This window comes from Allobaculum sp. Allo2 (assembly GCF_022701175.1).
Lineage (GTDB): Bacteria > Bacillota_I > Bacilli_A > Erysipelotrichales > Erysipelotrichaceae > Allobaculum > Allobaculum fili.
Genome location: NZ_CP078088.1, coordinates 603237 through 627049, shown reverse-complemented (window position 1 = coordinate 627049; position 23813 = coordinate 603237). Strand labels below are relative to the sequence as shown.

General features: G+C 51.3%; 26 protein-coding genes and 3 pseudogenes. 22 read left to right on the top strand and 7 right to left on the bottom strand.

Features of this window, described 5'->3' with window-relative positions; genetic code table 11:
* Positions 1-91: 91 nt before the first annotated feature.
* Both KWG61_RS03730 and KWG61_RS03725 read right to left on the bottom strand, forming a co-directional pair.
* The gene (locus KWG61_RS03730; protein WP_230266577.1) at positions 92-349 is read right to left on the bottom strand and encodes a SemiSWEET family transporter; all 258 of its coding nucleotides are present in this window, start codon (positions 347-349) and stop codon (positions 92-94) included.
* A 308-nt stretch (positions 350-657) separates the two neighbouring features.
* Positions 658-1332, bottom strand: coding sequence for an InlB B-repeat-containing protein (locus KWG61_RS03725; protein WP_242744979.1), 675 nt, complete (start codon positions 1330-1332; stop codon positions 658-660).
* Positions 1333-1467: 135 nt separating this feature from the next.
* On the opposite strand from KWG61_RS03725, the gene KWG61_RS03720 reads away from it, so the two are divergent.
* Together KWG61_RS03720 and KWG61_RS03715 are read left to right on the top strand one after the other, a co-directional pair.
* Positions 1468-1755 (top strand): hypothetical protein, encoded by a 288-nt coding sequence (locus KWG61_RS03720; RefSeq protein WP_242744978.1) that lies wholly within the window; start codon positions 1468-1470, stop codon positions 1753-1755.
* A 131-nt stretch (positions 1756-1886) separates the two neighbouring features.
* A complete protein-coding gene (locus tag KWG61_RS03715; RefSeq protein ID WP_242744977.1) occupies positions 1887-2513 on the top strand; it encodes a YdcF family protein in 627 nt (208 codons plus the stop codon).
* A 217-nt stretch (positions 2514-2730) separates the two neighbouring features.
* Here the strand turns inward: KWG61_RS03715 and KWG61_RS15930 are convergent.
* The 3 genes and pseudogenes from KWG61_RS15930 to KWG61_RS03705 form a co-directional block, all read right to left on the bottom strand.
* Positions 2731-3264 (bottom strand): annotated as a pseudogene (locus tag KWG61_RS15930) (P1 family peptidase); the annotation flags it as partial.
* Positions 3231-3710, bottom strand: coding sequence for a P1 family peptidase (locus KWG61_RS15925; protein ID WP_256460830.1), 480 nt, complete (start codon positions 3708-3710; stop codon positions 3231-3233). The gene KWG61_RS15925 and the pseudogene KWG61_RS15930, both read right to left, overlap by 34 nt.
* A gap of 273 nt (positions 3711-3983) precedes the next feature.
* A complete protein-coding gene (locus KWG61_RS03705) occupies positions 3984-4409 on the bottom strand; it encodes a serine acetyltransferase (RefSeq protein ID WP_230266574.1) in 426 nt (141 codons plus the stop codon).
* 938 nt (positions 4410-5347) lie between these two features.
* On the opposite strand from KWG61_RS03705, the gene KWG61_RS03700 reads away from it, so the two are divergent.
* The 4 genes from KWG61_RS03700 to KWG61_RS03685 all read left to right on the top strand — a co-directional run bounded on the left by KWG61_RS03700 (position 5348) and on the right by KWG61_RS03685 (position 10990).
* Entirely contained in the window at positions 5348-5755 is a 408-nt protein-coding gene (locus KWG61_RS03700) for a hypothetical protein (RefSeq protein ID WP_242744976.1), read from the top strand.
* A gap of 65 nt (positions 5756-5820) precedes the next feature.
* On the top strand, positions 5821-7392 hold the full coding sequence (locus KWG61_RS03695; RefSeq protein ID WP_242744975.1) for a hypothetical protein: 1572 nt from the start codon (positions 5821-5823) through the stop codon (positions 7390-7392).
* A gap of 290 nt (positions 7393-7682) precedes the next feature.
* Positions 7683-8816: a hypothetical protein gene (locus KWG61_RS03690; protein WP_242744974.1), complete on the top strand. Its 1134-nt coding sequence runs from the start codon at positions 7683-7685 to the stop codon at positions 8814-8816.
* A 17-nt stretch (positions 8817-8833) separates the two neighbouring features.
* The gene (locus tag KWG61_RS03685) at positions 8834-10990 is read left to right on the top strand and encodes a GDSL-type esterase/lipase family protein (protein ID WP_242744973.1); all 2157 of its coding nucleotides are present in this window, start codon (positions 8834-8836) and stop codon (positions 10988-10990) included.
* A gap of 1103 nt (positions 10991-12093) precedes the next feature.
* On the opposite strand, the pseudogene KWG61_RS16685 reads toward KWG61_RS03685, so the two are convergent.
* Together KWG61_RS16685 and KWG61_RS16680 are read right to left on the bottom strand one after the other, a co-directional pair.
* Positions 12094-12563 (bottom strand): annotated as a pseudogene (locus KWG61_RS16685) (aldo/keto reductase).
* Between the two features lie 7 nt (positions 12564-12570).
* Positions 12571-13116, bottom strand: coding sequence for an aldo/keto reductase (locus KWG61_RS16680; protein ID WP_242744971.1), 546 nt, complete (start codon positions 13114-13116; stop codon positions 12571-12573).
* 24 nt (positions 13117-13140) lie between these two features.
* Between KWG61_RS16680 and KWG61_RS03670 the strand changes: the two genes are divergently transcribed.
* From KWG61_RS03670 to KWG61_RS03595, 16 genes and pseudogenes are all read left to right on the top strand, one after another.
* Positions 13141-13647, top strand: coding sequence for a hypothetical protein (locus tag KWG61_RS03670; RefSeq protein WP_242744970.1), 507 nt, complete (start codon positions 13141-13143; stop codon positions 13645-13647).
* 28 nt (positions 13648-13675) lie between these two features.
* Entirely contained in the window at positions 13676-15355 is a 1680-nt protein-coding gene (locus KWG61_RS03665) for a peptide ABC transporter substrate-binding protein (protein WP_230266570.1), read from the top strand.
* Between the two features lie 69 nt (positions 15356-15424).
* Positions 15425-16372 carry an ABC transporter permease gene (locus KWG61_RS03660; protein ID WP_230266569.1) on the top strand — a complete coding sequence of 316 codons (948 nt, stop codon included), beginning with the start codon at positions 15425-15427 and terminating at the stop codon, positions 16370-16372.
* A gap of 1 nt (position 16373) precedes the next feature.
* On the top strand, positions 16374-16874 hold the full coding sequence (locus KWG61_RS03655; protein WP_242744969.1) for a hypothetical protein: 501 nt from the start codon (positions 16374-16376) through the stop codon (positions 16872-16874).
* Positions 16871-17415 (top strand): annotated as a pseudogene (locus KWG61_RS03650) (ABC transporter permease). The gene KWG61_RS03655 and the pseudogene KWG61_RS03650 overlap by 4 nt, the downstream one beginning before the upstream one ends.
* Before the next feature lie 2 nt (positions 17416-17417).
* Positions 17418-17822 carry an ATP-binding cassette domain-containing protein gene (locus KWG61_RS17040; protein WP_367614255.1) on the top strand — a complete coding sequence of 135 codons (405 nt, stop codon included), beginning with the start codon at positions 17418-17420 and terminating at the stop codon, positions 17820-17822.
* Positions 17801-18652, top strand: coding sequence for an ABC transporter ATP-binding protein (locus tag KWG61_RS17035; RefSeq protein ID WP_367614254.1), 852 nt, complete (start codon positions 17801-17803; stop codon positions 18650-18652). The genes KWG61_RS17040 and KWG61_RS17035 overlap by 22 nt, the downstream gene beginning before the upstream one ends.
* Entirely contained in the window at positions 18652-19611 is a 960-nt protein-coding gene (locus KWG61_RS03635) for an ABC transporter ATP-binding protein (protein ID WP_230266567.1), read from the top strand. The genes KWG61_RS17035 and KWG61_RS03635 overlap by 1 nt, the downstream gene beginning before the upstream one ends.
* A 269-nt stretch (positions 19612-19880) precedes the next feature.
* Complete coding sequence (locus KWG61_RS03630; RefSeq protein ID WP_242744966.1) at positions 19881-20423, top strand: AzlC family ABC transporter permease; 543 nt, start codon at positions 19881-19883, stop codon at positions 20421-20423.
* 20 nt (positions 20424-20443) lie between these two features.
* Positions 20444-20635, top strand: coding sequence for a hypothetical protein (locus KWG61_RS03625; protein WP_242744965.1), 192 nt, complete (start codon positions 20444-20446; stop codon positions 20633-20635).
* On the top strand, positions 20632-20778 hold the full coding sequence (locus KWG61_RS03620; RefSeq protein WP_242744964.1) for a hypothetical protein: 147 nt from the start codon (positions 20632-20634) through the stop codon (positions 20776-20778). Before KWG61_RS03625 ends, KWG61_RS03620 begins: the two co-directional genes overlap by 4 nt.
* On the top strand, positions 20766-20936 hold the full coding sequence (locus tag KWG61_RS03615) for an AzlD domain-containing protein (RefSeq protein ID WP_242744963.1): 171 nt from the start codon (positions 20766-20768) through the stop codon (positions 20934-20936). Before KWG61_RS03620 ends, KWG61_RS03615 begins: the two co-directional genes overlap by 13 nt.
* A 175-nt stretch (positions 20937-21111) precedes the next feature.
* Positions 21112-21636: a TetR/AcrR family transcriptional regulator gene (locus KWG61_RS03610; RefSeq protein ID WP_242744962.1), complete on the top strand. Its 525-nt coding sequence runs from the start codon at positions 21112-21114 to the stop codon at positions 21634-21636.
* Positions 21637-21801: 165 nt separating this feature from the next.
* Entirely contained in the window at positions 21802-22476 is a 675-nt protein-coding gene (locus tag KWG61_RS03605) for a hypothetical protein (protein ID WP_230266563.1), read from the top strand.
* A 31-nt stretch (positions 22477-22507) separates the two neighbouring features.
* Positions 22508-22939, top strand: a complete 432-nt coding sequence (locus KWG61_RS03600; RefSeq protein ID WP_230266562.1) for a DUF2871 domain-containing protein — start codon at positions 22508-22510, stop codon at positions 22937-22939.
* Between the two features lie 444 nt (positions 22940-23383).
* Positions 23384-23707 (top strand): helix-turn-helix domain-containing protein, encoded by a 324-nt coding sequence (locus KWG61_RS03595; RefSeq protein ID WP_242744961.1) that lies wholly within the window; start codon positions 23384-23386, stop codon positions 23705-23707.
* Positions 23708-23813: the final 106 nt, after the last annotated feature.

The following is a 23813-nucleotide window of genomic DNA, read 5'->3' as shown; positions in this document are numbered from 1 at the left end:
AAAGCCCGCACACATCGTCAGCAGGGATGCATGCGGGCTTTTTCGCCCTGCGCTGCAGATTTCTGGTTTTTCCGCTGGAAAGTGCCAGATTCTAGAGCGCGGTAAGAAATGTGATCAGGCCAAGAAAGATTCCCGGCACGTTGGCCAGTACGAGCGGCCATTGTTTCGGCTTGATCATCAAACCGTAAACCGTCCAGATCACACAGTTAATGCAGGCGCAAAGCGGCTGGATCCAGGTGCCTTTTACGCCATGCACATTATTGAGGATCTGCGAAATGTAGGAAACATACATGAGAATCGAAAGAAAGCTTCCCACATAGCCAAGAATTTTGATCTGTTTCTGCGTCATTTCTTTTGGCGTCCTGTTCCCGTTCTCGAAACAGGATCTTCTCCTTTCCCTTTCTAAGTTCAAAGGCGAAATATTTCCCTTCCGAACAGCGTCCATCCCTTGACGAACGGCTGTTCCGTATCCGCCACGGATCCAAGTATAAAATTTCTGCCGCTTTCTTTCTTCTCATGTACTCAAAGCGCTTTCTTTTCATATAGCGCTCGAGCCCCTCTTTTGACATACCCGTAAAAGAAGGCAGCCGGATCGGATCGGCTGCCTCCTGGTTAAAGCTGTCTTTTTCTTTGGGGCGTCCTGGAAAGCCTGCGCTTTCAACGACGTCTTTTAGTTCTTGAGCGCTTCAAGGTTTTCGCTTGTGGCTTCCAGTCGAAGATCGAGTGCTGCCGCATTGAGTGCTTTTGCGGCATCATCAATTTCTTTTGCGCCTTCGCGCCATCCCGAACCGTCTTTGCCGCGCTCAGGGCATCGGTAAAGGCCTTTTTGGTCTGTGCGGAGCTGCCGAAGTCGTCAAGATGCGCATTTACGCCATTCGAATACGTAATCGCCTGATCGATCACCTGTACATAGAGCCACTTGGCAAACAGCTTGATCGAGCCGGTCACTCTGGAGCTGAAGTCATAAGCCGAAGTCAGAGCTGCATCGGTAAACCAGCCCGCAAAGCGGTGATCCGCTTTCGTTGGAGCCAGGGCCGGAGCCGTAAATACCGCATCCGGTGCGTAAGCGACCGTCTGGGCTGCAACGCTGCTGCCGCCATTGGAATCAAAGGTCAGCGTATAGCGTTTGGCCGTCCACTTCGCGTAAAGGGTAACGTTGCCCGCTGCAGCTGTGCTGAAGCTGTACGACGTCTTCAGGCCTTCATCGGCGTACCAGCCGCCAAAGTCGTAATGCGCTTTTGTCGGATCCGCCGGTTTTATAAACTTCGCATCTTCTGTATACGCAGCCGTCTGGGAAGCTGACCAGCAGGACTTTGGTTTACAAGCGCACAATTTGACTTCATGGCCTGTCATGTTTGAAAGATGAGACTGTCCTTCTTCTTCGCAAAGCGGTTCTTCGATACAATTTCGTGGAACGAAAGCGCCTGAACGTTTTAATGGAATCAGGCAAGAGAATGAGGTGATGCTTTGTTTGAACTGATCGCATGTCTTCCCTTTCTGATCGGCCTGATTTTTCTGGTCTGCGTCCTGCTCGTTGAGCCGCGCAGTGTGTGGAGCGGCATAAGTCTGCTGACGTTTGTCGGCCTGAGCGGAATCAGCGCGGCTTTGCTGGTGTTTCGCTATTCGGCGGAACTGACTGCGAAAGCGCCCTGGCTGGTGACTCTTCTCATCCTGATCGCCGTTGTGGTCATCCTCTTCCTTCTGGTCTTTCCGCTGCTGCTGGCGGGCATCCTTTTGTTGAAGGCATTCGCCTGATCCGTCGGGAAGGACTTTCACTTACCAACTGTCTTTCCATCGGTTTTTCCATCTTCATCCTGCTGGTCCTCTTTGTTTTCCCTGTACTGCTGCAGGCTGCGAACAATATCATTCTGGATTTTTTCTACGCGATGGCCACAGTCGTCGTTGGATACCTTTCCTTCCTGCTGGCGATTTACGTGCTCTCTTCCTGGATCAACCTGATTCATTTTCGAAATAAGAATCGTTTTGATCAGATCGTCGTTCTTGGCTCCGGCTTGTTCGGAACGACCGTACCGCCGCTGCTGGCGGCTCGAATCGATGCGGGAATTGCTCTTCAGCAGAAAAATCCTGGCGCGCTGCTGATTCTTTCGGGCGGTCAGGGACCGGGCGAAGACGTTCCGGAAGGTGCGGCGATGAAAATCTATGCCCTCGAACATGGCGCGGATCCGCTGCATACCGTCAGCGAAGAACGCTCCCGAAACACGCTGGAAAACCTGACGCTTTCCCGCCTGCTGTTTCAGGAAGAGGAAAAGCGCGGCAACACAGCCATTGTCACAACCCGCTACCACGTGTTCCGGGCCCTGCTGCTTGGAAAATCGATCGGTCTTCCCTGTCTGGGATACGGTTCGAAAACCAAGTGGTATTTCACGCTCAACGCCATGCTTCGCGAGTTCATCGCCTACTTGTATGAAACCCGCAAGCGGCAGATGAAAATCATTTTCTGTCTGCTTCTGCCCTTTCTGTTCGTCGTACTCATGACTCTGATTTTTGCCTGATCCTGATTATTCCAGGAAGAGCATTGCCTTTAGCGCAGAAAGAACCCGTCTCAAAGCGGGCGGCACTGGTCTTCCAATTCAAACGGAACGCTATGGAAAAAGGCGGCAGGTCTTCACGTTTTGTGAAGGTCTGCCGCCTTTGCTTATCTTCTGGTTTTAAGAATTCACGTTTTGCGCTCCGCCTGCGCTGGCGAAGCTATACATACAGAGTCGGGAGTTACGCGTTATCCTTCGCCTTTTTCTCTTCGAGCGAAGACCAGCTTTCCAGGCCAAACATCGGCTCAGCGCTCTTGATGGCGTCGACGATCGCTTCGCTGAGCGCTTTAATGGCCACAACAGACACCGCTGTCAGGTCCATCGGCACCTGATTGGTCGTCATCGTAAATACGGTATCGCCGTCGTTTGGCGTATGTACAGGACGAATGGTCCGGGCCAGCGCGTTCTGGCACATGCCGGCGAGTTTGGTCATCTCCGCCTGGTTGAGATCGGCGTTGGTGATCACAGCACAGATGGTCGTATTCATGCCTTCCATGGCCTGGGTTACCATATTCAGTACCGCATCTTCGGTATTGATTTCCATAGCGGATGCGCGATGATAAATTCCCGCAAGACGATTTTTCGAATCGGGTTCAAAAACATCCCCGCATGCATTAACGGCTGCGATGGCACCGACTTTCAGCGCGCCGATCTGACAGGCGTACGAACCGATACCCGATTTCATCGCGTTTTCAAACCCCATGAGCTTGCCGACACTCGCACCCGTTCCGGCTCCGAAGCAGCCGCTTTTCCATTCTGGGTGTTCACTGTTTTTGCGGCTTCGTAGCCCATGGCTTTATCGGGATAGGCATCCGGCGATCCGCACGGCAGATCGAACAGCGAGGCCTGACACACAATGGGAACAACCAGTCCCTTCATGCCAAAGCCTGCGCCTTTTTCTTTCAGATACTGCATGACACCCGAAGAGCTTTCGAGTCCAAAGGCGCTGCCGCCGGAAAGAACGACGGCGTTGATCTTCTGCACCATGTTTTTGGGATCGAGCAGATCCGTCTCACGGGTTGCCGGCCCGCCGCCGCGCACATCCACGGCTGCCGTTGCGCCTTCCATGGATAAAATGCAGGTTACGCCAGTTCCCTGCTGGCGATCCTGAGCCTGACCGATTTGAAAGCCGTCAAGATCCGTAATTGGAATTTTCTTCATCATATTGTCCTTACTCTATTCTGTTTTCTCAGGCAAAGCCTGATTTTGAACGGTCTGCCTCAAAAGGAGACAGACTTTCTTTCCTTCATTATAGAAAATCCCGCCGGTTTTAATGTTCACCTTTGGGATTGTCTGTGTTTTTGGTGCATCCTCTATCCGATTGCTCAAAAGCAGAATCTGGCCTGAATTGCCCTTTCCTTTTTGTGTTTCTGTATTTTCGTGATTGCGATTTTTGCTTCTTTGTACTTTTCGTTTGTTTTGAATACGTGTTCTCTACTCATGCAAAGAGGAGATATGAATGGTCGGCTTTGGCGCGAAGACGGTTGCATGGGAAGGAACATCCTCGCTCACGACCGCGCCCGCCTGAATCTTTACATGATCCCCGATCGAAATATCGCCGATCAGCACCGCTCCGGCCCCGATCAGACAGTGATCCCCGATCACCGGCGCTTTTCCCTTGCTTTCGCCGATCGTTACATTTTGATAAATCCAGCATTCTTCCCCGATCTTTGCGTAGCGGGAAATATAAATGCCATGCAGACCGTGCGGAAGTCTTGGCCGCGAAGCAAACCAGGTGTCCTTGCCAATGTAGCCGCCATGCTTTCGCGCACTTCGATTCAGAAAAAACGTATAAAAATCCCTTATCCATCCGCTTTGCGTATTCTGGCGGTGAAAGAAAACCTTCCAGTAGGTTTCCATTAAGTCCCCTTTGGACCAGGTAAGTATATCTGTACGGATTGCCACAAAGCCGTCCCCTTAGTATTTGAAAAGGCCTGATTTTGCCTTTTTGACTCTCTGTTCTGCCCTGTTCTTTTTGTCCCCTTAAGCCAGAACGCTGGCTGCCTAACCGGGCAGTCGATGCGAGTGCAATCCGATACTAACAGAGGCAAAAGATGCGGGCAAGAACCGGAATACGCACAGACAAAACGATTGTCCCCAACCCGAAGAAATACACAGATCCTCTCCGGCATCTTCCCAGAACGATCTGTGTCTCCGTTTATGAATTTCTCTGTTTTCGCTTTTGGATCTTCGAATCCATTGTTCGATATTTCTTCAATGAACACGTGCAAACCCGCTTATTTCGGCTTCGCCAGTTTATCCTCGTAAGATTTCCGATGCAGCTGCAACCGCAGCCGCAATTCGCTGTGTTTTTCACTGGCCGATCCATCGGGGTCTGCGATGGGAAAGGCATGGTCCTCCCTTTTAAAAACCTGGTTGAACTGGATTTGCAGGCGGCGTTTGCAGCCGGATTGAAGCAAATATGGGGCCAGATCTTCCCGTACAGATCCATATAAATACAGATCATAAATGCAGGTCATAAATGCAGGTCATAAATGCAGGTCCGCAATAAATAAAGATTCGTATTTGAACAGCGAAACAGGCCTATGGCGATTCAGAGCCCTGTTTTGCGCAGCCCCTGATTCAGAAAGGAGAATCGGTACCCGGCAGGGAGACGATGGCCTGGAAAATCCATTCCGTCTGAGTATCCGGATCCGATTGGATTTTATGTATACGAAAGCCGCGTTTTGTCCACGGTTTTCATTCTGGAAAACCGGTCTGCTTTTCTTACAGTAAGCGTTTTCTATTTTTGGGAAAGTGTGTATACAAAAAACAAAACAAAAAGCGTCGCAGGAAAAATGCCTAAGATTAAGCTGATTCTTCCCGTTTTACCTGTCAGAACCGCAGGCAGTGCTTCAAATTTTCGGGCGATTTCATGGAGCGACTCTGCAGATTCAGACGCAGGAAACGGAAAACTCAACAACACAGGAAAAGGAAGAAAACATGAAAAACTGAAAAACCGGTTTGCATCTGCCTTCCTGGCTGCAGCACTGACTGTAACCGGAGCGCCTCTGCAGCTTCTTGCACAGGATCAGGCTAGCCCGCTGGCCGATGAAAATGCAGTCGTACTTGACTTGAACGAGAAAACAGTTGCTCGCTACAGTTCCGTACGCATCACCTTTACTGCAGAGACCTCTCACACGTACAAGATTCAGAAAAAAATTCGTCAGGCGCGTTTGAAGATCTTGACGGAGCATCCGCTCTGACGACGGGCAGCTTTATTGATGAAAAGGCCGGAACAGGTACTGCACCGACGTATAAGATCGTCGACGTGACCAATCCGGATCAGCCGCAGGAAACGGCGGAATTTACAAGCGTAAAAACAGGCCTTGAAGCTCTGGCCGCCGTCAGTACTCTGGCATGGACCGACCCGAAGTCGGATGGACAGGCCACGGTTTTTGATGGAACCAATACGGTGCAGATGGATGCACAGACGGTTGCTAAAGTGGCAGCCCTGAATGAGGGTACAGTAATTGCCAAGGTTCAGCTCAGCTCGGATGCAGTCGCAACGCAAAGCGGAGCATTCCTTGGAATCAAATCCGGAACCAGCAACCGGTATTTCGGCTACCGGAGCAGCAGTGCTACTTCACTGCCTTTTGCTTTCGGCTACGAACTGACCGATACAAACAAGATCACCTGTCTGGGTTCCAACACGAATAACTGGAGCCTGCAGGCAGGCGAGAACGGTCACACAGTCGTTTACCGCGCGCCGGCGGATTGCGTTGCCGATCGTCTGACCTACTTCTATGACGGCGCGGACGGTCTGATCAACGCCTCTTATCCTAATATTTTCAAAGACGAGAAATTTAATGGCTTCTTAACAAAGACCACACCGATGGATGCAATTTCCATTGGAGGCGTAACGGACGCCAATGGAAGCAGCACGGCTTTCCCGTGGAAGGGAACGATCAATTACGTTCTGATTACTTCAGAACTGCTCTCTCAGTCGGAGTGTGCAGCGGTTTCGCAGGCAAATGCAGATATCCAAGCCGATCAAATTCCGGATCTGAGCGAGAAAACGGATGGAGAACAGCTGCAGATTGATGAAGCTCTGCATACGCGCTACTCGACAGTCCGCATTTCCTTTACACCAGAAGCCGGCCATACCTATCGGATTCAGAAAAAGAATGAAGACGGCACATTCTCTGATCTTGCCGATGCTGGAGCACTGACAGCCGGCAGCTTCATTGATGTGAATGCAGGTCTCGGCAAAACAGTTACGTATAAAATTATCGACAACGATACGAAACAGGAAACGGCAGAGCTTACCAGCAAAGAAACGGGCCTGAAATCTCTTGCGGAAAGCAGCACGCTTTGCTGGATCGATCCGAAAACCGGAGGAACCAGTACCGTATTTGACGGAACGAATGTTGTTTCCGTAGATGCAGCAGCAGCCGCTAAACTTGCAGCCATGACCGAAGGAACCGTGATCGCAAGAGCCAAACATTCTTCCGATCTGAGCTCAGCGGGCGGCGCATTTCTTGGCATGAAGTCCGGCAGCGCAGACCGGTTCTTCGGATATCGCAACAATAAGAATAACCAGGCAGTATTCGGCTATGAACTGACAGACAGCAACAAATGCCAGTGCATGGGAACAAATGCCAGCAACTGGGATCTTGCAGCCGGCGACAATGCGCATACGGTCATTTACCGTGCCCCGGCTGACTGTCTGAATAACCGTCTGACCTATTTCTACGATGGAGCAGACGGGCTAACCGGTGCGACAAACCCGAATACATTTAAAAACGCCAGTTTTAATGGCTTTCTGACCAAAACCACACCGATGGATACTGTAGCAATCGGCGGCGTCAAAGATGCCAGCGGAAATGTAAGCAAAGCCTGAAAGGCGAGATTGACTACGTCCTTGTCACATCCGAACTTCTGACCGAAGCAGAATGTGCAGCTCTTTCAGCAGCCAATGAAAACATTGACTCTGATAGTACGGTTGATCCGACACCGGATCCCGTAAAAGTTGAATGTACAGTCAAAGGCGGCGTCTTCAAAAATACGATTACCTGGAACGGCGGCGGAAACGCAAAGATCACCCGTGATGGCAAGGTTGTTGCCGAAGCAGCTGTTTCTCCATATAAGGACGTTCCTGAGCAATCCGGTTCCCATACGTACAGCATTGAAGTGACGACCGATGGAAAAACCGATGAATTCTCCCATACCGTCAGCACCGGACTGGAAGAAACTTCCGTCCTGTATCACGACTTCAAAAAAGACACCGGAACAAATCCAACCGTCTTTGACGGAACACGTCTGCCCTATAACTTCCTTGAAGGTGCAGATGAGGATCTGAAAACCCGTGTTGGAAATATCGGAAGCGGTGCAGTCGTCATTCGTTTCAAATCCAATACGACTGCCAATCCATACAACCTGTTCTTTGCTCATAAAGCCGGCGTTTACGCTCAGGCGGCATGGCCGGCAGACAACGCAGTCGGCGCTATTGAAGGCCGCGTGCAGGCAAGCAAGAAAGCACGCTTTGACTTAACCGGAGGCGCTAAAGCTGAGTTAGGATCGGTTGCTGATGGACAGTGGCATACGATCGCCTTCTCCAGTGCAGATGCCGATCACCTGGGCGAAGCCGATACCTTCTGCGTGACACTCGATGGATCAAAAGTCTTCAGCTATCCAAATAACTCGTCTTTTGCAGGTCTGTTTACCCGGCTTGGCGGCGCTGCAGATGAAGTTCTGATCGGCGGTGTTCGCAAAGCAGCAGGCACAGACACATCGTCTTTTGCGGGACTTTTCAATGGTGAAATCGACTATGCAGCCGTTGTGGACGAACCGCTCTCCAATGAAGAGCTCATCGAACTGACAAAAGCGGATGAAGCCCCTTTAACGAAAAATCAGCTGTTTGATACCTCCGGAAATAAGCACTGGGTAGCTGTCGGCGGCGGCCTGGCGTCCGCTGGAAACGATATCCTTGGCTACAACGAAACCTACTACAAACTGTTCCATCTGAACATCAGTCTCGACCACAATGCCAACGGCGGATACGACCTGGCCAACTTCAACCGCCAGCGCTATGTCATCAACCGTTCCATTCCAGGCAACACGATCAAAACTATCGATGAACAGTACGATTCTCTGATCAATAAATATGGCCCGCGTTCTGTCCTGCTCATGCTCGATGGCAACGAATCTCTGAGCGACCAGCAGATCAAAGACAGTCTGAAATCGATCCTGACAAAGAATATTGAAGCCAAACGCTTCACCCTGCTTCAGATTCCGCCTGTAAAGGGGACGCTTCCAGAGATCTGAAAGCTCTTGTCGATGCAGTGATTGCAGCAGACTTCTCAACATACGGCGATTCCATCGTCGTAGTGGATCACGAAGCCCTGTTCAAGGCTGCCGGCGAGGATGAAAAATCCTTCGATGCAAACGGTAACCTGAACGCCAGAGGTCATCTGCTGATCTGCAACCAGCTTGGTGCAGCTGTCGGTGTCGGCGATATGGGAACAGCCAATCTGAATACGCTCAGCAAGTATTCCTTCACACCGCTGGCTCCGCTTAAAGAAGAAACGCCGGTCTTCACCGTCACTTCCAATTCCGTGCAGGCTTCCATTCAGGCAGACGGAACCTACTATGGCGTTCTGGAAGTGAATGGTCAGAAAACGAAAAAGGCGTTTGCGAATAAGGCAGTTGTCTTCAATGGTCTGAACCCAGAGACCGCATTTGATTTCACGATCGTCAATGCGGATGGCGCTGTTGTTTACAAGAAGAAAACCGGTACGACCGGAACATCTGCAGTTACGGATGCAAAAGATTACGATCAGCTGACCGACCTGCAGAAACTGGTCAAGCAGTATACGACCCGGGAGCAGCAGACGACCTGGCTGTTTGTTGGCGACTCGATCACTCATGGTGTTTATACAGACGGCTTTACCGGCGTTCCGGATGTCTTCGAACGCTACGTCCATGACGATCTGAATCGTCCAAATGACGTTGTCATCAACGGAGCTATTTCGAATGCTGATTTTGGTTCTTACTTTACGCACAAAGATGAGCGCTACGATCGCTGGAAAGAGGAAGCGGACGTTGTCATCTGCATGCTCGGTACCAACGATGGAGCCTATGGTCCATCAGAAGGAAACCACTGGCTCTACACGGACTACAAACAACATCTCTCGGATGCCGTAAAAGAGTGGAAAGCAGACGGTAAAGTTGTCGTTCTGCGCGTTCCGCCGAAAATTGTCAACCAGGCGCATGCCGGACATATCGGACGCAATGACGATATCCACAGGTGGGTAAAAGAAGTTGCCGAAGAACAGGGATGCATTCTGGTCGACCACTTCGATCTGTTTGATGAAAAACAGAAATCCGATGAAAAATCGATTACCTCCACCGGCTTCTGGTTCAACCATTCCGGCGGAAAAGACGGCATTCACCCCGTAGGTCCTGGTCAGATTGCCATGGCTAAACAGGTGATTCAGGAAATGGGTATCTTCGACAGCAATTCCCGGATTGCCCGTCAGGATATGGTCGAACCTATTACATCCTCTGAATCGATCAAGAACACGAAACTGGTTCTGGATACCGAACACAAGACCGTCAGCTATAACCTCAGCGCACTCGAAACAGAACTTGGCAAGACTGTAGGTGAAGCGGAACTGACCATTACAAAAGGCTCAACAACAATCTCGAAGAAGCTGATCCGCAAAGACGCATCGTCTTTAGGCACGATTTCTGTTGATCTGCAGGATCTTTCCGGAAATGTACAGGCTTCTGTTACGATTCGGACCACGGATTCCTGGAACGGAAGCACCTATACCGACCAGACTGTCGCAAAACAAACGCTGACTCTGAGTGAAGAACCTGTCGTAACGTTCGATCTGAAAGCCCTCCAAAAAGCTTACGATGATGCACTCGCACTGGCTGCCAAACAGGATACCCTCCTGCCGCAGCAGTGGAAGACGTATCTCACGCAGAAAGCCAGTGCAGGCAAAGCAGCACTCGACAATCCCGCAGATACCTTCAGTTCGCAGGCGGAAGTAGATGATTCTGCCGAGCGTCTTGCGTATGCGGTATCCTTGGCGACAAGCGCATCGAATGCCTATAAAACACTGGATGCGAACAAAGCTCTTGACCTCTCCGGCTATACCGATGAAACAGCTTCCGCCTATACGGCCGCCAGAAAAGCTCTGGAAGACTGCATGGCTGCCTCCATTACTGGTCAGGGACCGGACTATGCCTCAAAGGCGCAGATCGACAGCCTGCTCACGAGCTATACCGAAGCAAAAGCAGCTCTTGAAGAAAAACCGGCTCAACCGACAGTGGATACAACCGCTTTGCGTATGCTGCTTTCGGATATTGGAGAGATTGATCTGAGCGAGTACCGCAATCCGAACGAGATCCACACCCGCTTTAATACGGCCCTGCAAACCGCAAAAATGCGCTCACCTCGAACTCGCAGACCGTCATTGATAATGCGGTGAAAAACCTCCACACGCTCTGGCTTGAAATGCGTCTGAACCCTGAAGCTGAAAAACTGAAATCGTCTTCCATCTGAAAATGCGTATGTTCTGTTCCGTTTCAAATCTGAAAATGGCAGATTCCCGTAAAAATGCAGGGATAAGTCCAGGTAAAAGCTTCAGGAAACAGACAGAGGATACAGCACCCTTCAGCTGAACTGAAGCTGTGCAAAGAGCGGATCTGTACTGGAAAAATCCAGCAGATCCGCTCTTTTTCAGACGTTCTAAATTTTTAAGGGTTTAATCTCGGCGAGTTTTCCAAAAGCTTGCAGGGATTAAACCCTCATTTTCGTTTCAAGGCAACCTGGACTGTCCTTTCGCTCCTTTGTATCCTTTCTCAAAGGGATCCTGTCTCAACGCGAGCCGGTTTCATGCGGGCACGGTGCGATTTCAAAGTCGCCGCCGGATCGGGTATTCCTTCGCGCTGTTCTTAATCTGCTGCACAATTTCGTTTCAATTCTCGATTCTCGATTTTCGAATACGTCAGGCAGCGATCGTTTGTTCGCACTTTTCCGTTCTTCACGTCTGCGTCATCGGCCGTCTTAGCGATTTGGCAAAAATTACCGATTTTCTAAACCCGCTGACGGCACTTCTGGCGAACGCATTCTGCTCCTTAACCTGGCAGGGGTAAGCGGCGGGAGAAGGCCAGACACCCCACCGGCGGCATCCGCCTTAGTCCTCTTAAAAAACAGACGAAAACTCGCTCATGATAGTTCGCATTTCAAGGGCATCCATAAGATCGCCGCGGATCCGCAGCAGAAACGGACGGAATTTCTGCTCCTTTCTCCACGTTTTGAAGCGGGAATTACCACTTTGTTCACCGTCTGGATCCAGTCCATCTGCCTCGATTTCTTTTTCCTTCGACCCCTTTCATTTCGCAAGTATACCCGCGTAAAAAACAGCTGCTTTAAAAGAATGAAGCACGCATTCGTTCCGCTCCAGTCGAAGTTTTCTCATCTCGCAAAAGCCGCCTGGGCTTTCGAAATTCTCTGGGAACTTGCTAAATACAGGCGGCTTTTAGACTTTGACTTTTTTCGGATTCTGAGCGATATCCTCTGGAACTGGCTTTATTTGGATTGATTCTGTTTTTCAATCGCGTGGATTTCGGCGGCAATTTTGTCGACCTGCTCCATTTCCTCTGGAGTAAGCGAGGGCGTTTCCAGCGCCTTGAGATTTTTGAGAATCTGTTCGGGCTTGCTGGCGCCGATCAGAACGGACGTAACGCCTTCCTTGTCGAGCAGCCAGCGCAGCGCGAGCGCGGAAAGCTCACAGCCTTTTTCTTCGCCAGTTCGTTGAGCTCGCGAAGCTTTTCGACTTTGGCTTCGGGCAGATCGGACTCATGCAGAAAGCGGCCGTCGGTACGAATGCGGCTGTCAGCGGGAATGCCGTTGAGATAGCGGTCGGTCAGCTGACCTTTCGCCAGCGGGGAGAACGTAATCATGCCTTTGTTCAGTTCGTTGCTGGCTGCGAGCGCGCCGTTGGTTTCCACGGTGCGGTCAAGAATCGAGTAGCGGTTCTGGTTGATGACGTAGGGCACTTTCAGCTCATCGAGAATGGCGCATGCCTTTTGAGCGTTTCGCCATCGTAGTTGGACAAGCCAGCGTACAGCGCCTTGCCGGCGCGAACAGCCTGGGCGAGGGCCCCATCGTTTCTTCAAGCGGGGTATTCGGGTCCATGCGGTGATGGTAGAAAATGTCGACGTAGTTGAGACCCATGCGGGCCAGCGACTGATCGAGACTGGCCAGCAGGTATTTGCGGGAACCCCAGTTTCCGTACGGGCCGTCCCACATTTCGTAGCCGGCTTTTGTCGAAATGATCAGCTCATCGCGATAGGGCATGAGTTCTTCCTTGAGAATGCGGCCAAAATACTTTTCAGCGGCACCAGGTTCGGGTCCGTAGTTGTTGGCCAGATCGAAATGGGTAATGCCGTGATCAAAGGCGGTAAGGATCATCTTCTTCATGTTTTCATACGAAGAATGGTCGGAAAAGTTCTGCCATAGGCCCAGCGAGAGGGTGGGAAGCAGAAGACCGGAATTGCCGCAGCGGCGGTATTCCATTTGTTTATAACGGTCTGGATTCGCGATGTACATATACGTTTTTCCTTTCAATATATTATGGGCGGTATAGTTACGATCCGGATTTTGATCCGGATCGGCGAAACGAAGCGGGAAACCGGGCCTTTGCCTCTTTTCCGGCTTCGATCTGCCTTTCGTACACAAGCTGCGGTGCATTTTTATCACCGGCAATCTTCTGTACGTTCCGGTTTCAGAATAGCATTTCACCACACTCTGCGCCGGATATATCTTTTGGCTTGCGGGCAGCAGGCGGATGCGTCCATCCGCCTGTCGGGCACGTTTGGAGGCGTATCGGATCCGAATAGTTTTTCATCTTTGATCAGCATAGGACTTTCTAAAGTCCTGATCTTTTATTTTCACGCAGACAGCTTGCCTTACGAATGGGTCTGCTTTTTTACAGGCGGTCTGTTCACAGGCTGTAAGCACCGCACCGACTATATAAACAAAGAAAAAGTTCAGCAGATGCAAGCGGTTTCAGCCTATTTTTTGCGGAAATTTGTGAAAGTTGTTTCCGTGAGATTGGAAATTATTTTCATCTATCTATAATTGAAATAAATTTTTATGGAGGAGAACAATGAAAAAATTTCTCACAGTTCTTACCGCCGGTGCAATGGGTCTTTCCCTTGCTGCCTGCTCCTCTCAGCCAGCGCCATCCGCTTCTGAGACGTCGGGCACAAAGACTTCCGCTTCTGAGACGTCGGGTACAAAGACTTCCGCTACCGGTGAGCGGGTGACTCTGGCCAAGGAAAATGATGCGATCTCCCTGGACAGCAGCTACGCAACAGACGGCATGTCTTTTGAGATGATCGCTGCTTCCGTTGAAGGCCTCGAAACGATGGACAAAGACGGAAATGCCGTTCCTGGCATTGCGGAATCTTATGAGCTTTCCGATGACGGTCTGACCTACACGTTCCATCTGCGCGACGCAAACTGGGATAACGGAACACCGGTTACGGCCAACGATTTTGTATTTGCATGGAATTACACCGCAGCAAACCCGAAAGCCGAATACGCTTACCTGTTTACTGCAGACGGTGCCTGCGTAGAAAATGCAGAAGCCATTGTCTATGACGGCGAAACCGACAAGAAGCTCGGCATTAAGGCCGTTGACGACAAGACCTTTGAAGTCAAGCTTTCCACGAAGTGCCCGTACTTCCTTTCGCTGATGACATTCCCGGTATTCTACCCGATCAACCAGGAATTCTTTGAAGCGCAGGGCGACAATTACGGTCTGACCGCGGACAACCTGCTGGCCAACGGTCCATACAAGCTGACGCAGTGGACCAAGGGTTCTTCCCTCTCCTTTGACAAGAACGAATCCTACTGGGATGCCGAAAACGTCAAAGTTGCCGGAATCGACGTCAACATCGTTCCGGAAGCGTCTACTTCCGCACTGAGCTTTGAAAACGGACAGACCGACTTCACCAAGCTCAACTCCACGCTCGTTGACAAATACAAGGATTCCCCAAGCTACACCACGTACCTCGAAGGCTACCTCTGGTACCTCCAGTACAACCTCAACAATGAATACCTGAAAAACGAAAACCTGCGCAAAGCCATCGCTACCGTCATCGACCGTACCGACCTTTGCGACAACGTCCTCAAGGACGGTTCCATTGCGATCGGCGGCTTCGTTCCGGAAGCCTTCGCCGCTGGACCTGACGGCAAGGACTACACCGATGGTGCCAAGAAGTTCTACGAAGAAGTCGGCGATGACGGTCTGAAAGCCGCAGAAGAATACTGGAACAAAGCCAAGGAAGAACTCGGCGTTGATTCCATCAGCCTGCGTCTGCTCTACGAGCCATCCGATCCCGCCAAACCGGCTGCTGAATTCATTCAGTCCGAAATTCAGAAACTCCCGGGTCTGACGATCGAAATGGTCAGCCAGGAAAAAGAAAACCGCATTGAACTCCAGAAAGCCCGCGACTTTGACATCGTTCTGACTCGCTGGGGTCCGGACTATGCCGACCCGACCACGTATCTTAACCTGATGGTTACAGGCAATTCCTACAACTACGGCGATTACTCGAGCCCGGAATACGATGCGATGATTCAGGATGCAGCCAACGCAGCAACTCCTGAAGAACGCTGGGAACTTCTCCACAAGGCAGAAGAACTGCTGATGGAAGATTCCCCAGTTGTTGGTATCTTCCAGGTCGGTGGTGCAAGCCTTGTAAACCAGAAAGTTACCGGCATTGAAGCCCATTCCTTCGGCGTTCCTTATATTTATAAGAACCTTGCCAAAACGGAATAACCGCTTTCCTGCCAAAGACATGTTTTGAACGGGTCCCGGCCAGGGGCCCGTTTTTAGGAAGGATTCATTATGGACAAATCAACAATCCGATATATCCTGCGTCGGGTTCTGATTTCCATCGTTACGTTATTTGTGATTGTTTTCGTACTCTTCTTGATGCTTAAGCTGATGCCGGGTACGCCGTTCAACGATGAGAAACTGACCGAGGCGCAGAGAGCACAGATTTACGCAGCCTACGGACTCGACAAGCCCGTGCTGCAGCAGTTCTTTATTTACGTTGCCAACATGATTAAAGGCGACTTTGGCATTTCCTACGCGATTCAGCGCAACATGCCGGTTTCCGCACTCGTCGGACCCCGTATCGGCGTTTCGTTCGGTCTGGGTATCGGCGCCTGCGTCATCGGTACGATTTTCGGTCTGATTCTCGGGATCGTGGCTGCGCTCAACCGCAACCATTTCTGGGACACCTTTGCGACGATCCTGTCTGTTATCGGCGTTTCCATCCCGTCCTTTGTCATCTGTCTTCTGCTGCTGATCCTCTTCGGCGTACAGATGCCCGTTCTGCCTGTCATTTACAACAACGCCCGGCCGGTCGCTTCTTCGATCATTCCGATGGTCGCCATGTCCTTTGGCGTTGTCGCCAACGTCGCGCGTTTTACCCGTTCGGAAATGATTGAAGTGCTGGGCAGCGAATACATTCTGCTCGCGCAGGCCAAAGGCATTTCGCAGCGCCGTCTGATCTGGATGCACGCAATCCGCAACTGTCTGATTCCGGTAATCACCGTTCTCGGTCCGATTATCGTTGGCCTGATGACCGGAAGTATGGTTATCGAAAAAATCTGCGCGATTCCAGGTCTTGGCTCGCTTCTCGTCAAGGCGATTGAAGTGCGCGACTATAACGTCATTCTGGCGATCAGTTTCCTGTACTCCGCTTTATACATCTTTGTCATGCTGCTGATCGATGTGCTGTACGGCATCATCGACCCGCGTATTCGCCTTGGAAAGGGGGACGCTTAAGATGCGTGCTGAAATTTCCAGTCAGAAACAGCTCGATGAATTTCTCGAGGGCTATCGCGTTCTCGATCAGGACTACGAGCTGATCGACATCCCGACGCGTCTGGATCATGACGAGGTCACGCCAAGTTCCTCCTTCATGCACGACGTATGGGTTCGTTTTAAATCCAACAAGGGCGCGCTCATCGGCGGTGCCATCATTGTTGTTTTCCTTATTCTTTCGTTTGCCTGCCCGATGCTTTCGCATTACAGCTTTGACGCCGTAAATACCGCGGAACAGTCCATGGCCCCGCGCATTCCGGGTCTGGAATGGATCGGCTGGTTCAACGGCCAGGGCGGCATTCGACAGTACGTCGGCGAATACGCCAACGTCTACCACTATTTTGGTACCGACGTTCTCGGCCGCGACCTGTGGGTTCGCTGCTGGGAAGGCTGCCGCATTTCCTGTTCGTTGCCGGAACCGCGGTTCTCGTCAACGTCTTCATCGGCATTATTTACGGTATGATTTCCGGCTACTTTGGCGGTCTGGTCGATTCGATCATGCAGCGCTTCCAGGAAATCGTGAACTCCATTCCGACGCTCGTTATTCTGACGCTGCTTCTGCTCATCATGAAGCCGGGTCTGTATACGATCATCGTCGCCCTGATTCTGACCGAGTGGATCGGCATGGCCCGTGTCACCCGTGCGCAGGTGCTTAAGATCAAGGAAGAAGAATTCATTCTGGCTTCCAAGACGCTGGGCGCGAGCGGATTCTTCATTATTTTCAAAAAATTCTGCCGAACATCTTTGGCCAGATCATCATCATGGCGATGTTCTCCATTCCTAACGCGATCTTCTACGAAGCGTTCCTCGCCATGGTCGGTCTTGGCGTTCCTGCCCCGCAGGCTTCGCTGGGTTCGCTGATCAACGACGGCTTCAAATCCATTCTGGTTACGCCGTACATGGTCATTATTCCTGTTGTTATCCTCGGTATTCTGATGCTTTCCTTCAACCTGCTGGCTGACGGTCTGCGCGATGCCTTCGACCCGAAAATGAAGGAGATGTAGAGATGAAAGAGAAAGAACGCATTCTTAAAATCCGCGATCTCGATATCGCCTTTACTACCGACAACGGTACCGTCAACGCGGTACGCGGCGTAAATCTCGATCTGCACCGCGGCGAAACGATCGCCATCGTCGGCGAATCCGGTTCCGGAAAGAGTGTTACGACCAAAGCCGTCATGGGCATTCTGGCCGGCAACGGAAAAATCCAGAACGGATCGATTGAATACACGTACTACGAATTCCCGCCTGAGAGAATCGCGGAAATTCAGACCAAATACAATGGCCGCATTCCGGACGGCTACCCCAGACCGGAAGAAAGAAAACGGTCGATATCGTTCAGTCTTCCCCGAAATTCATTCAGTCGCAGATCCGCGGCCGCCGCATTGCGATGGTGTTCCAGGATCCGCTGACTTCGCTCGACCCGACGATGACCATCGGCAAGCAGGTCATGGAAGCCATGCGCTACCATTACAATATGCCGAAAAAACAGGCGTGGGACCGTGCGGTCGAACTGCTGCGTCTGGTCGGCATCAACGATCCGGAAAAGCGCATGAAAAACTATCCGCACCAGCTGTCCGGCGGCATGCGTCAGCGTGTGGTTATCGCTATCGCGCTCTCCTGTGACCCGGAAGTTCTGATCTGCGATGAACCGACGACCGCGCTGGACGTTACGATTCAGGCCAAGATTCTGGAGCTGATCAAGGACATCCAGAAAAAGAAGGATCTGTCCGTTATTTACATCACCCACGACCTCGGCGTTGTCGCCAAAGTTGCCGACTACGTCAACGTCATGTACGCCGGCAAGATCGTCGAAAAAGGTACGATCAACGAGATCTTCTACGATCCGCGTCATCCGTACACATGGGGCCTTCTGGCGTCCATGCCGGATATGGATACATCCGGCGACGAGCTGTACACCATTCCGGGTACGCCGCCCAACCTGCTGTACGAAATCAAGGGCGACGCATTCGCCCCGCGCAACCGCTTCGCACTCAAAATCGACGAAGAAATCGATCCGCCGATGTTCCGCATTACCAATACCCACTCCGCCGCCACCTGGCTTCTGGCCCCGAAGGCGCCGGACGTACAGATGCCGCCTGAACTCAGGGAACGTCTTGAGCGCATGCGCAAAGCTGCTGGCTATACCGTAACCGCGCCGAAAAAACCGTTCGGAACGAAAGAGGAACCTGTAGCTGAAAACAAAGAAACAGAACGTAAAGAAGAGGAGGTTTCTGCATAATGGCCAATCGAATTCTTGAAGTAGAAAACCTCAAGCAGCACTTCAAAGTCAGCCGTTCCTTTACCGTCAAGGCGGTAGACGGCATCGACTTCTGGATCGATGAGGGCGAAACGTACGGTCTGGTGGGCGAATCCGGTTCCGGAAAATCCACAACCGGCCGTTCGATCATTCGCCTGTATCGTCCGACGTCCGGAAAAATCACGTTCTGCGGCCGCGACGTATCCGGCAAGATGTCGCATGAAGATGAGAAATTTCTCCATACGAACATGCAGATGATTTTCCAGGACCCAATGGCCTGCCTCAACCCGCGTGAAAAAGTTCTCGATATCATCGCGGAAGGCCTCGATATCCATCATCTGTACAACACGAAGGAAGAGCGCGACCAGAAAGTCTACGACATTCTCGAGCTCGTCGGCCTGTCCAAGGAACACGCTAACCGCTATCCGCACCAGTTCTCCGGCGGACAGCGTCAGCGTATCGGGATTGCCCGCGCGCTGATCATGGACCCGAAGCTGATCATCGCCGACGAAGCGATTTCCGCGCTCGATGTATCCATTCAGGCGCAGGTCGTCAACCTGATGAAAAAAATTCAGAAGGAAACCAACACGGCGTTCCTGTTCATCGCCCACGACCTGAGCATGGTCAAATACATTTCCGACCGCATCGGCGTTATGCATAAGGGCCATCTGGTCGAAACCGGTACAACGGATGAAATCTTCACGCATCCAGTTCATCCGTACACCCGCTCCCTTCTTTCCGCCAACCCGGAACCAAACCCGGTCATCGAAAAGAAACGCGTGGCGCTCACCTACGATGCCGACGCGATGGGCGTCGACTACACCAAAGGCAAGAAGCAGCACATCGACGGAACGCATTACGTTCTGGCGACCGATGAAGAGCTGGCCAAATGGGTAGAAGAAGCCAAAGAAGACGCGCGTCAGAGTGCCCGATTGAATTAAAAAGGCTTTAGAACCAGACAATCTCAAATCAAAATTCTTCCAAAGGAAAAGATATGACGCCTCCCAATTGAGCAGGTCGGGAAACATGTCATATCTTTTTCTATTCCACAAATTTTTCATTTTTTCCGCGCTTTCATACGGTTTTCAAGCTGGCGTGACATCGGAAAGAATAAGCGAAATGAATAAGAAAGAAAACCGGATCGCCAGATCAAGACAAGCCCAGACGGCGCTCGATAAAAGGCGATCGATTGGAAAGAAAGGATAGTTTCATGAAGGAATCCAAAGAGGCTGAACAGCTCCAGAGGACATCTGCATGCCAGAACCAGCCGGCATCGGCCGCGAAGTCCAAAGGCGCGTTTCGAGCGGGCTTTCTGGCCAGCGTGCCGATTATGCTGGGGTATATTCCAGTTGCCATCGCCTACGCGGGCATGGCGCAGACGGCAGGCATGAATTTCTGGCAGACGCTGTCACTGTCCCTGTTCGTCTATACGGGCGCGGGACAGATGACGACGGCGTCGATGCTGGCACAGAACGCGGGGCTCTGGACGATTGTCATTTCCGTTTTCGTCATGAATCTGCGCCATATCATCATGAGCATGGTCGTCATGGAAGATCTGAAAACAGCGCCGCTGTGGCTGCGCTGTGTGCTTTCGCTCGGTGTGACCGACGAAGTGTTCGCCATGTTTACAACGCAGGATCATTCGAAAATCACGCCGGCCTTTTTGGCGGTCTGGCCTTTGGCGCCTGGTTTTCCTGGTGGGTCGGAACCGCGCTGGGCGCCGTACTCTGCGCCTTTTTCCCGCCCGTCTTAACCGCGGCGTTCGCCATCGCCATGCCGGCGATGTTTCTGGCGCTGCTGACGCCTTCCTTGCAAAAGCATGCCCGTCTCTGGATTCCGGTTCTTGCGGCGGCGCTCTTTTCCTGGCTGGCGAGCGTCTATATTGAGGGCAGATGGAATATTGTCATCGGTTCGCTGGCCGGCGCGCTGATCGGTCTGCTCTTTGTAAAGGAGGAAGACGTATGAATTTCTTCCTGCTGACCGTTCTGCTTTCGCTCTCCACGATGATTCCGCGTCTCGTGCCGGCTCTGCTCGTCTCGAAAATTCATTTTTCTTCCAAAGGCAAAATCTTTTGCAGCTGCTGCCGTATACGGTCATGGCTTCGCTGATCTTTCCCGGAATTTTGGAGACAGATCCAAAGCACATTCTGATCGGGGTGGGCGGCGGCGCGATCGCCGTGCTCTGCGCCTATCGTAAAAAGCCCGTTATCGTCAGCGTACTGGCGGCCGTTCTGCTCGATCTGCTTCTGTATCTTTTCGTGTATTGAAAAAGCCAGAGCGAAGCGTGTCTCGATCGAGATGCGTTTCGCTTTTTCCTGTTTTATAATCACAGTAACTGGAGATCTCCCGCCTGACTGGCTTACGCCAGGGATACGACCGCGAATGAGATCCGAGAGAGACCAGAAACGAGATCCGAAAAGCAAAAGGAAAGGAGAGAGTGCAATGAAACCCGCTGCAACGTCCAAGGAAGAAATTCTGAAAACGTGTCGTCGTATGGCTTCGACACAGGGCTGGAACGATTTAAACATTCGGAACGTTTCGAGCGCCTGCCAGGTTTCGGTCGGCTGTCTTTACCATTACTTTCCTTCGAAAAGCGATCTGGTCAGCGCCACCGTCATCAGCATATGGAAGGAAATTTTCCATTTACCTGAAGGCTTTCTGAAACAGAACGACTTGAAGGCCCTGCTGAAGCAATGGTATGCGCAGATGGAAGACGTCTTTCATACGTATCCAGGCTTTGCGACCATGCACGCCCGCCTGATCGCCAGCAACGAACGGCAGGAAAGCTCCGTCTTCATGCGAAGGACCTGGAAGCAGATCGTCCGTACGATCACGCAGACGATCGAAAAGGACCCTCTATTTCCGCAAACCGATTCGACCCTGCGTTCTCGTCGGAACAGGCAGCGCAGATTCTGTTTTCCCTGCTTCTGGCTTCCATTGTTGAGGAAAACTACGATCCTTCCCTGATTCTGACCGCCGCCGACCGGCTTCTGTTCTGAGGCCTTCCTGCCTCAGAACAATTTTTTGTCAAAAGTGAACATTGTTCACATTATCTGGGCGCATCGATCTTCTCTGCCGCTTACATAGCGTACATTTAGTTCTGGAAAGTCTGATCGTGAAAGGAGTCTTACTATGCAGGCTATTCTGGAAACCCTGTTTGATGTGGTTTATCTGTTTACCGTCATCACCCTCGGCATTTTAATGATTCGCGATTGCAAGGGTGTGAAACAATACCGTCTCTTTGGATGGATGGCCGTTATTCTGGGATGCGGCGACGCGTTCCATCTCGTTCCGCGTATGGTCGCTCTCTGTACCACCGGTCTGGATCACTACACCGCCGCGCTGGGCATCGGAAAGCTCATCACATCCATTACGATGACCATTTTTTACGTATTGCTTTATTCCGTCTGGAAGGAGCGCTATCACCCAAAACATACGCAGAACCTGACGATTATCGTCTGGTGTCTGGCCATCATTCGGATTGCGCTCTGCCTCTTCCCCCAAAACGCGTGGACATCCACGCATGAGCCGCTCTCCTGGGGCATTTACCGCAACATCCCGTTCGCGCTGCTCGGTCTGCTCATGATCGTTCTGTTTTATCGCAGTGCCAAAGCCGCCAAGGACAAGGCGTTTAAATGGATGTGGCTGACGATCGTTCTGAGTTTTGCCTTCTACATTCCCGTTGTACTGTTCGCCTCGAAAGTTCCAGCGATCGGCATGTTAATGATCCCGAAGACATGCGCGTATGTCTGGACCGTTCTGATCGGCTATAGCGCGATGAAGAAATCCCAGAAAGCCTCGGCTTAAACGCGTAAAGCGAAGAAAGGAAAACGCGAGTATGAAACAATCCATGAAAAAGTACATGAATACCGCTCTGGTCTATGCGCTTCTGGCCATGGTCGGCGGTGTCTATTTCCGCGAACTGCCCAAGTTTGTCGGCTATACCGGCAAGACGATGCTTTCCGTCGTCCATCCCCATTTCTTTATGTTAGGGATGGCGATGTTCCTGTTTCTCGTCCTGCTGGAAAAGAACTTCGCCTTTACGACAAAGAAGACCGATCACATCATTCTTGCCTACAACCTCGGTCTGATTCTGACCGAAATTATGATGCTGGTGCGCGGCACACTCCAGGTGTTCAGCACGCCGCTCTCACACGGCGCAAGCGCCGCCATTTCCGGCATTGCCGGTATCGGCCACATTGTTCTGGGCGTCAGCCTGGTTCTCCTTCTTCTGGAAATTCGCAAGGCGATTTTTGCGGCCAAAGACTGAAGCGAAGCTTCGATTTCAAACACCGACCTTCTCTCCCCATCGCTTTTGCCCCTTTTCCAGGAAAATCCCCAGCATTACAAAGCCGGATCCTCTTTGTTTTTCAATGAAGAGAATCCGGCTTTTTCTGAATTCTGAATTCACGCTTTTCAGCAGCCGGACTGCTGTTCCGTCCGGGAACCTGCCAGCGGACACAGAACCATCCAAAAAGGTTGAAAACGCAACGCATTAAAGGAGAATCTAATTCTTATAGTTCTAGTTTTTATCCACTTCTGGGTTGTGTTTTATTCATCTTATGCTAATTACAATGGAATCATCATGCGCTTCCAGTTAATCGAGACGGCTATGCGATCCTTCATCTGTTCGGCTCGGCGCGGTTTATACGGGTTGATTTTATGAAAAAGAAAAAGATGAACTCAGCATTGAAATTGGCAAAAGGATCTACGAGTGTCGAAAGAAAAAGGCTATACCCAGGAAGCTCTGGGGGATATTATCGGCGTCAATACCCAGTATATTTCCAATCTGGAGCGGGGGCTCTCTTCCCCTTCGCTGAAAACGCTGATTAAACTCAGCGAGGCTTTTGGCGTCTCCTGTGATTTTCTGCTGACCGGCGCGGGTAAATCCGGACGCAGTCAGACGCTTCTGCTGCTGATCAGCCGGCTCGACGAAGACCAGCAGCATCTGATGGAATACATCCTGGAAGGCGTTCTTCGTTTTGACCAGGAGAAAGCCGCCCTCCAGAGCCTGCAGGATCGCGAAATCGACGTATAGGACGGATCCAAATCTGACTTTTTCTTACTTCAGGGGATCTGTTTCTTCTTCACCACGGAAAGAACGACGCATCCAGATTTTTACAATCCGGATGCGTTTTGGTTTT

What these genes read in the sequence shown, in the direction of transcription:
- KWG61_RS03600 (WP_230266562.1), top strand. Translation starts at nt 22,508, where the DNA reads ATGAAACAATCCATGAAAAAGTACATGAATACCGCTCTGGTCTATGCG.
- KWG61_RS03715 (WP_242744977.1), top strand. Translation starts at nt 1,887, where the DNA reads ATGGCCACAGTCGTCGTTGGATACCTTTCCTTCCTGCTGGCGATTTAC.
- KWG61_RS17035 (WP_367614254.1), top strand. Translation starts at nt 17,801, where the DNA reads ATGGTGTTCCAGGATCCGCTGACTTCGCTCGACCCGACGATGACCATC.
- KWG61_RS03630 (WP_242744966.1), top strand. Translation starts at nt 19,881, where the DNA reads ATGAAGGAATCCAAAGAGGCTGAACAGCTCCAGAGGACATCTGCATGC.
- KWG61_RS03615 (WP_242744963.1), top strand. Translation starts at nt 20,766, where the DNA reads ATGGCTTCGCTGATCTTTCCCGGAATTTTGGAGACAGATCCAAAGCAC.
- KWG61_RS03655 (WP_242744969.1), top strand. Translation starts at nt 16,374, where the DNA reads ATGCGTGCTGAAATTTCCAGTCAGAAACAGCTCGATGAATTTCTCGAG.
- KWG61_RS03605 (WP_230266563.1), top strand. Translation starts at nt 21,802, where the DNA reads ATGCAGGCTATTCTGGAAACCCTGTTTGATGTGGTTTATCTGTTTACC.
- KWG61_RS03625 (WP_242744965.1), top strand. Translation starts at nt 20,444, where the DNA reads ATGCCGGCGATGTTTCTGGCGCTGCTGACGCCTTCCTTGCAAAAGCAT.
- KWG61_RS03700 (WP_242744976.1), top strand. Translation starts at nt 5,348, where the DNA reads ATGCCTAAGATTAAGCTGATTCTTCCCGTTTTACCTGTCAGAACCGCA.
- KWG61_RS16680 (WP_242744971.1), bottom strand. Translation starts at nt 13,116, where the DNA reads ATGTACATCGCGAATCCAGACCGTTATAAACAAATGGAATACCGCCGC.
- KWG61_RS03635 (WP_230266567.1), top strand. Translation starts at nt 18,652, where the DNA reads ATGGCCAATCGAATTCTTGAAGTAGAAAACCTCAAGCAGCACTTCAAA.
- KWG61_RS03730 (WP_230266577.1), bottom strand. Translation starts at nt 349, where the DNA reads ATGACGCAGAAACAGATCAAAATTCTTGGCTATGTGGGAAGCTTTCTT.
- KWG61_RS03670 (WP_242744970.1), top strand. Translation starts at nt 13,141, where the DNA reads ATGGGCGGTATAGTTACGATCCGGATTTTGATCCGGATCGGCGAAACG.
- KWG61_RS03620 (WP_242744964.1), top strand. Translation starts at nt 20,632, where the DNA reads ATGAATTTCTTCCTGCTGACCGTTCTGCTTTCGCTCTCCACGATGATT.
- KWG61_RS03665 (WP_230266570.1), top strand. Translation starts at nt 13,676, where the DNA reads ATGAAAAAATTTCTCACAGTTCTTACCGCCGGTGCAATGGGTCTTTCC.
- KWG61_RS17040 (WP_367614255.1), top strand. Translation starts at nt 17,418, where the DNA reads ATGAAAGAGAAAGAACGCATTCTTAAAATCCGCGATCTCGATATCGCC.
- KWG61_RS15925 (WP_256460830.1), bottom strand. Translation starts at nt 3,710, where the DNA reads ATGAAGAAAATTCCAATTACGGATCTTGACGGCTTTCAAATCGGTCAG.
- KWG61_RS03705 (WP_230266574.1), bottom strand. Translation starts at nt 4,409, where the DNA reads ATGGAAACCTACTGGAAGGTTTTCTTTCACCGCCAGAATACGCAAAGC.
- KWG61_RS03610 (WP_242744962.1), top strand. Translation starts at nt 21,112, where the DNA reads ATGAAACCCGCTGCAACGTCCAAGGAAGAAATTCTGAAAACGTGTCGT.
- KWG61_RS03660 (WP_230266569.1), top strand. Translation starts at nt 15,425, where the DNA reads ATGGACAAATCAACAATCCGATATATCCTGCGTCGGGTTCTGATTTCC.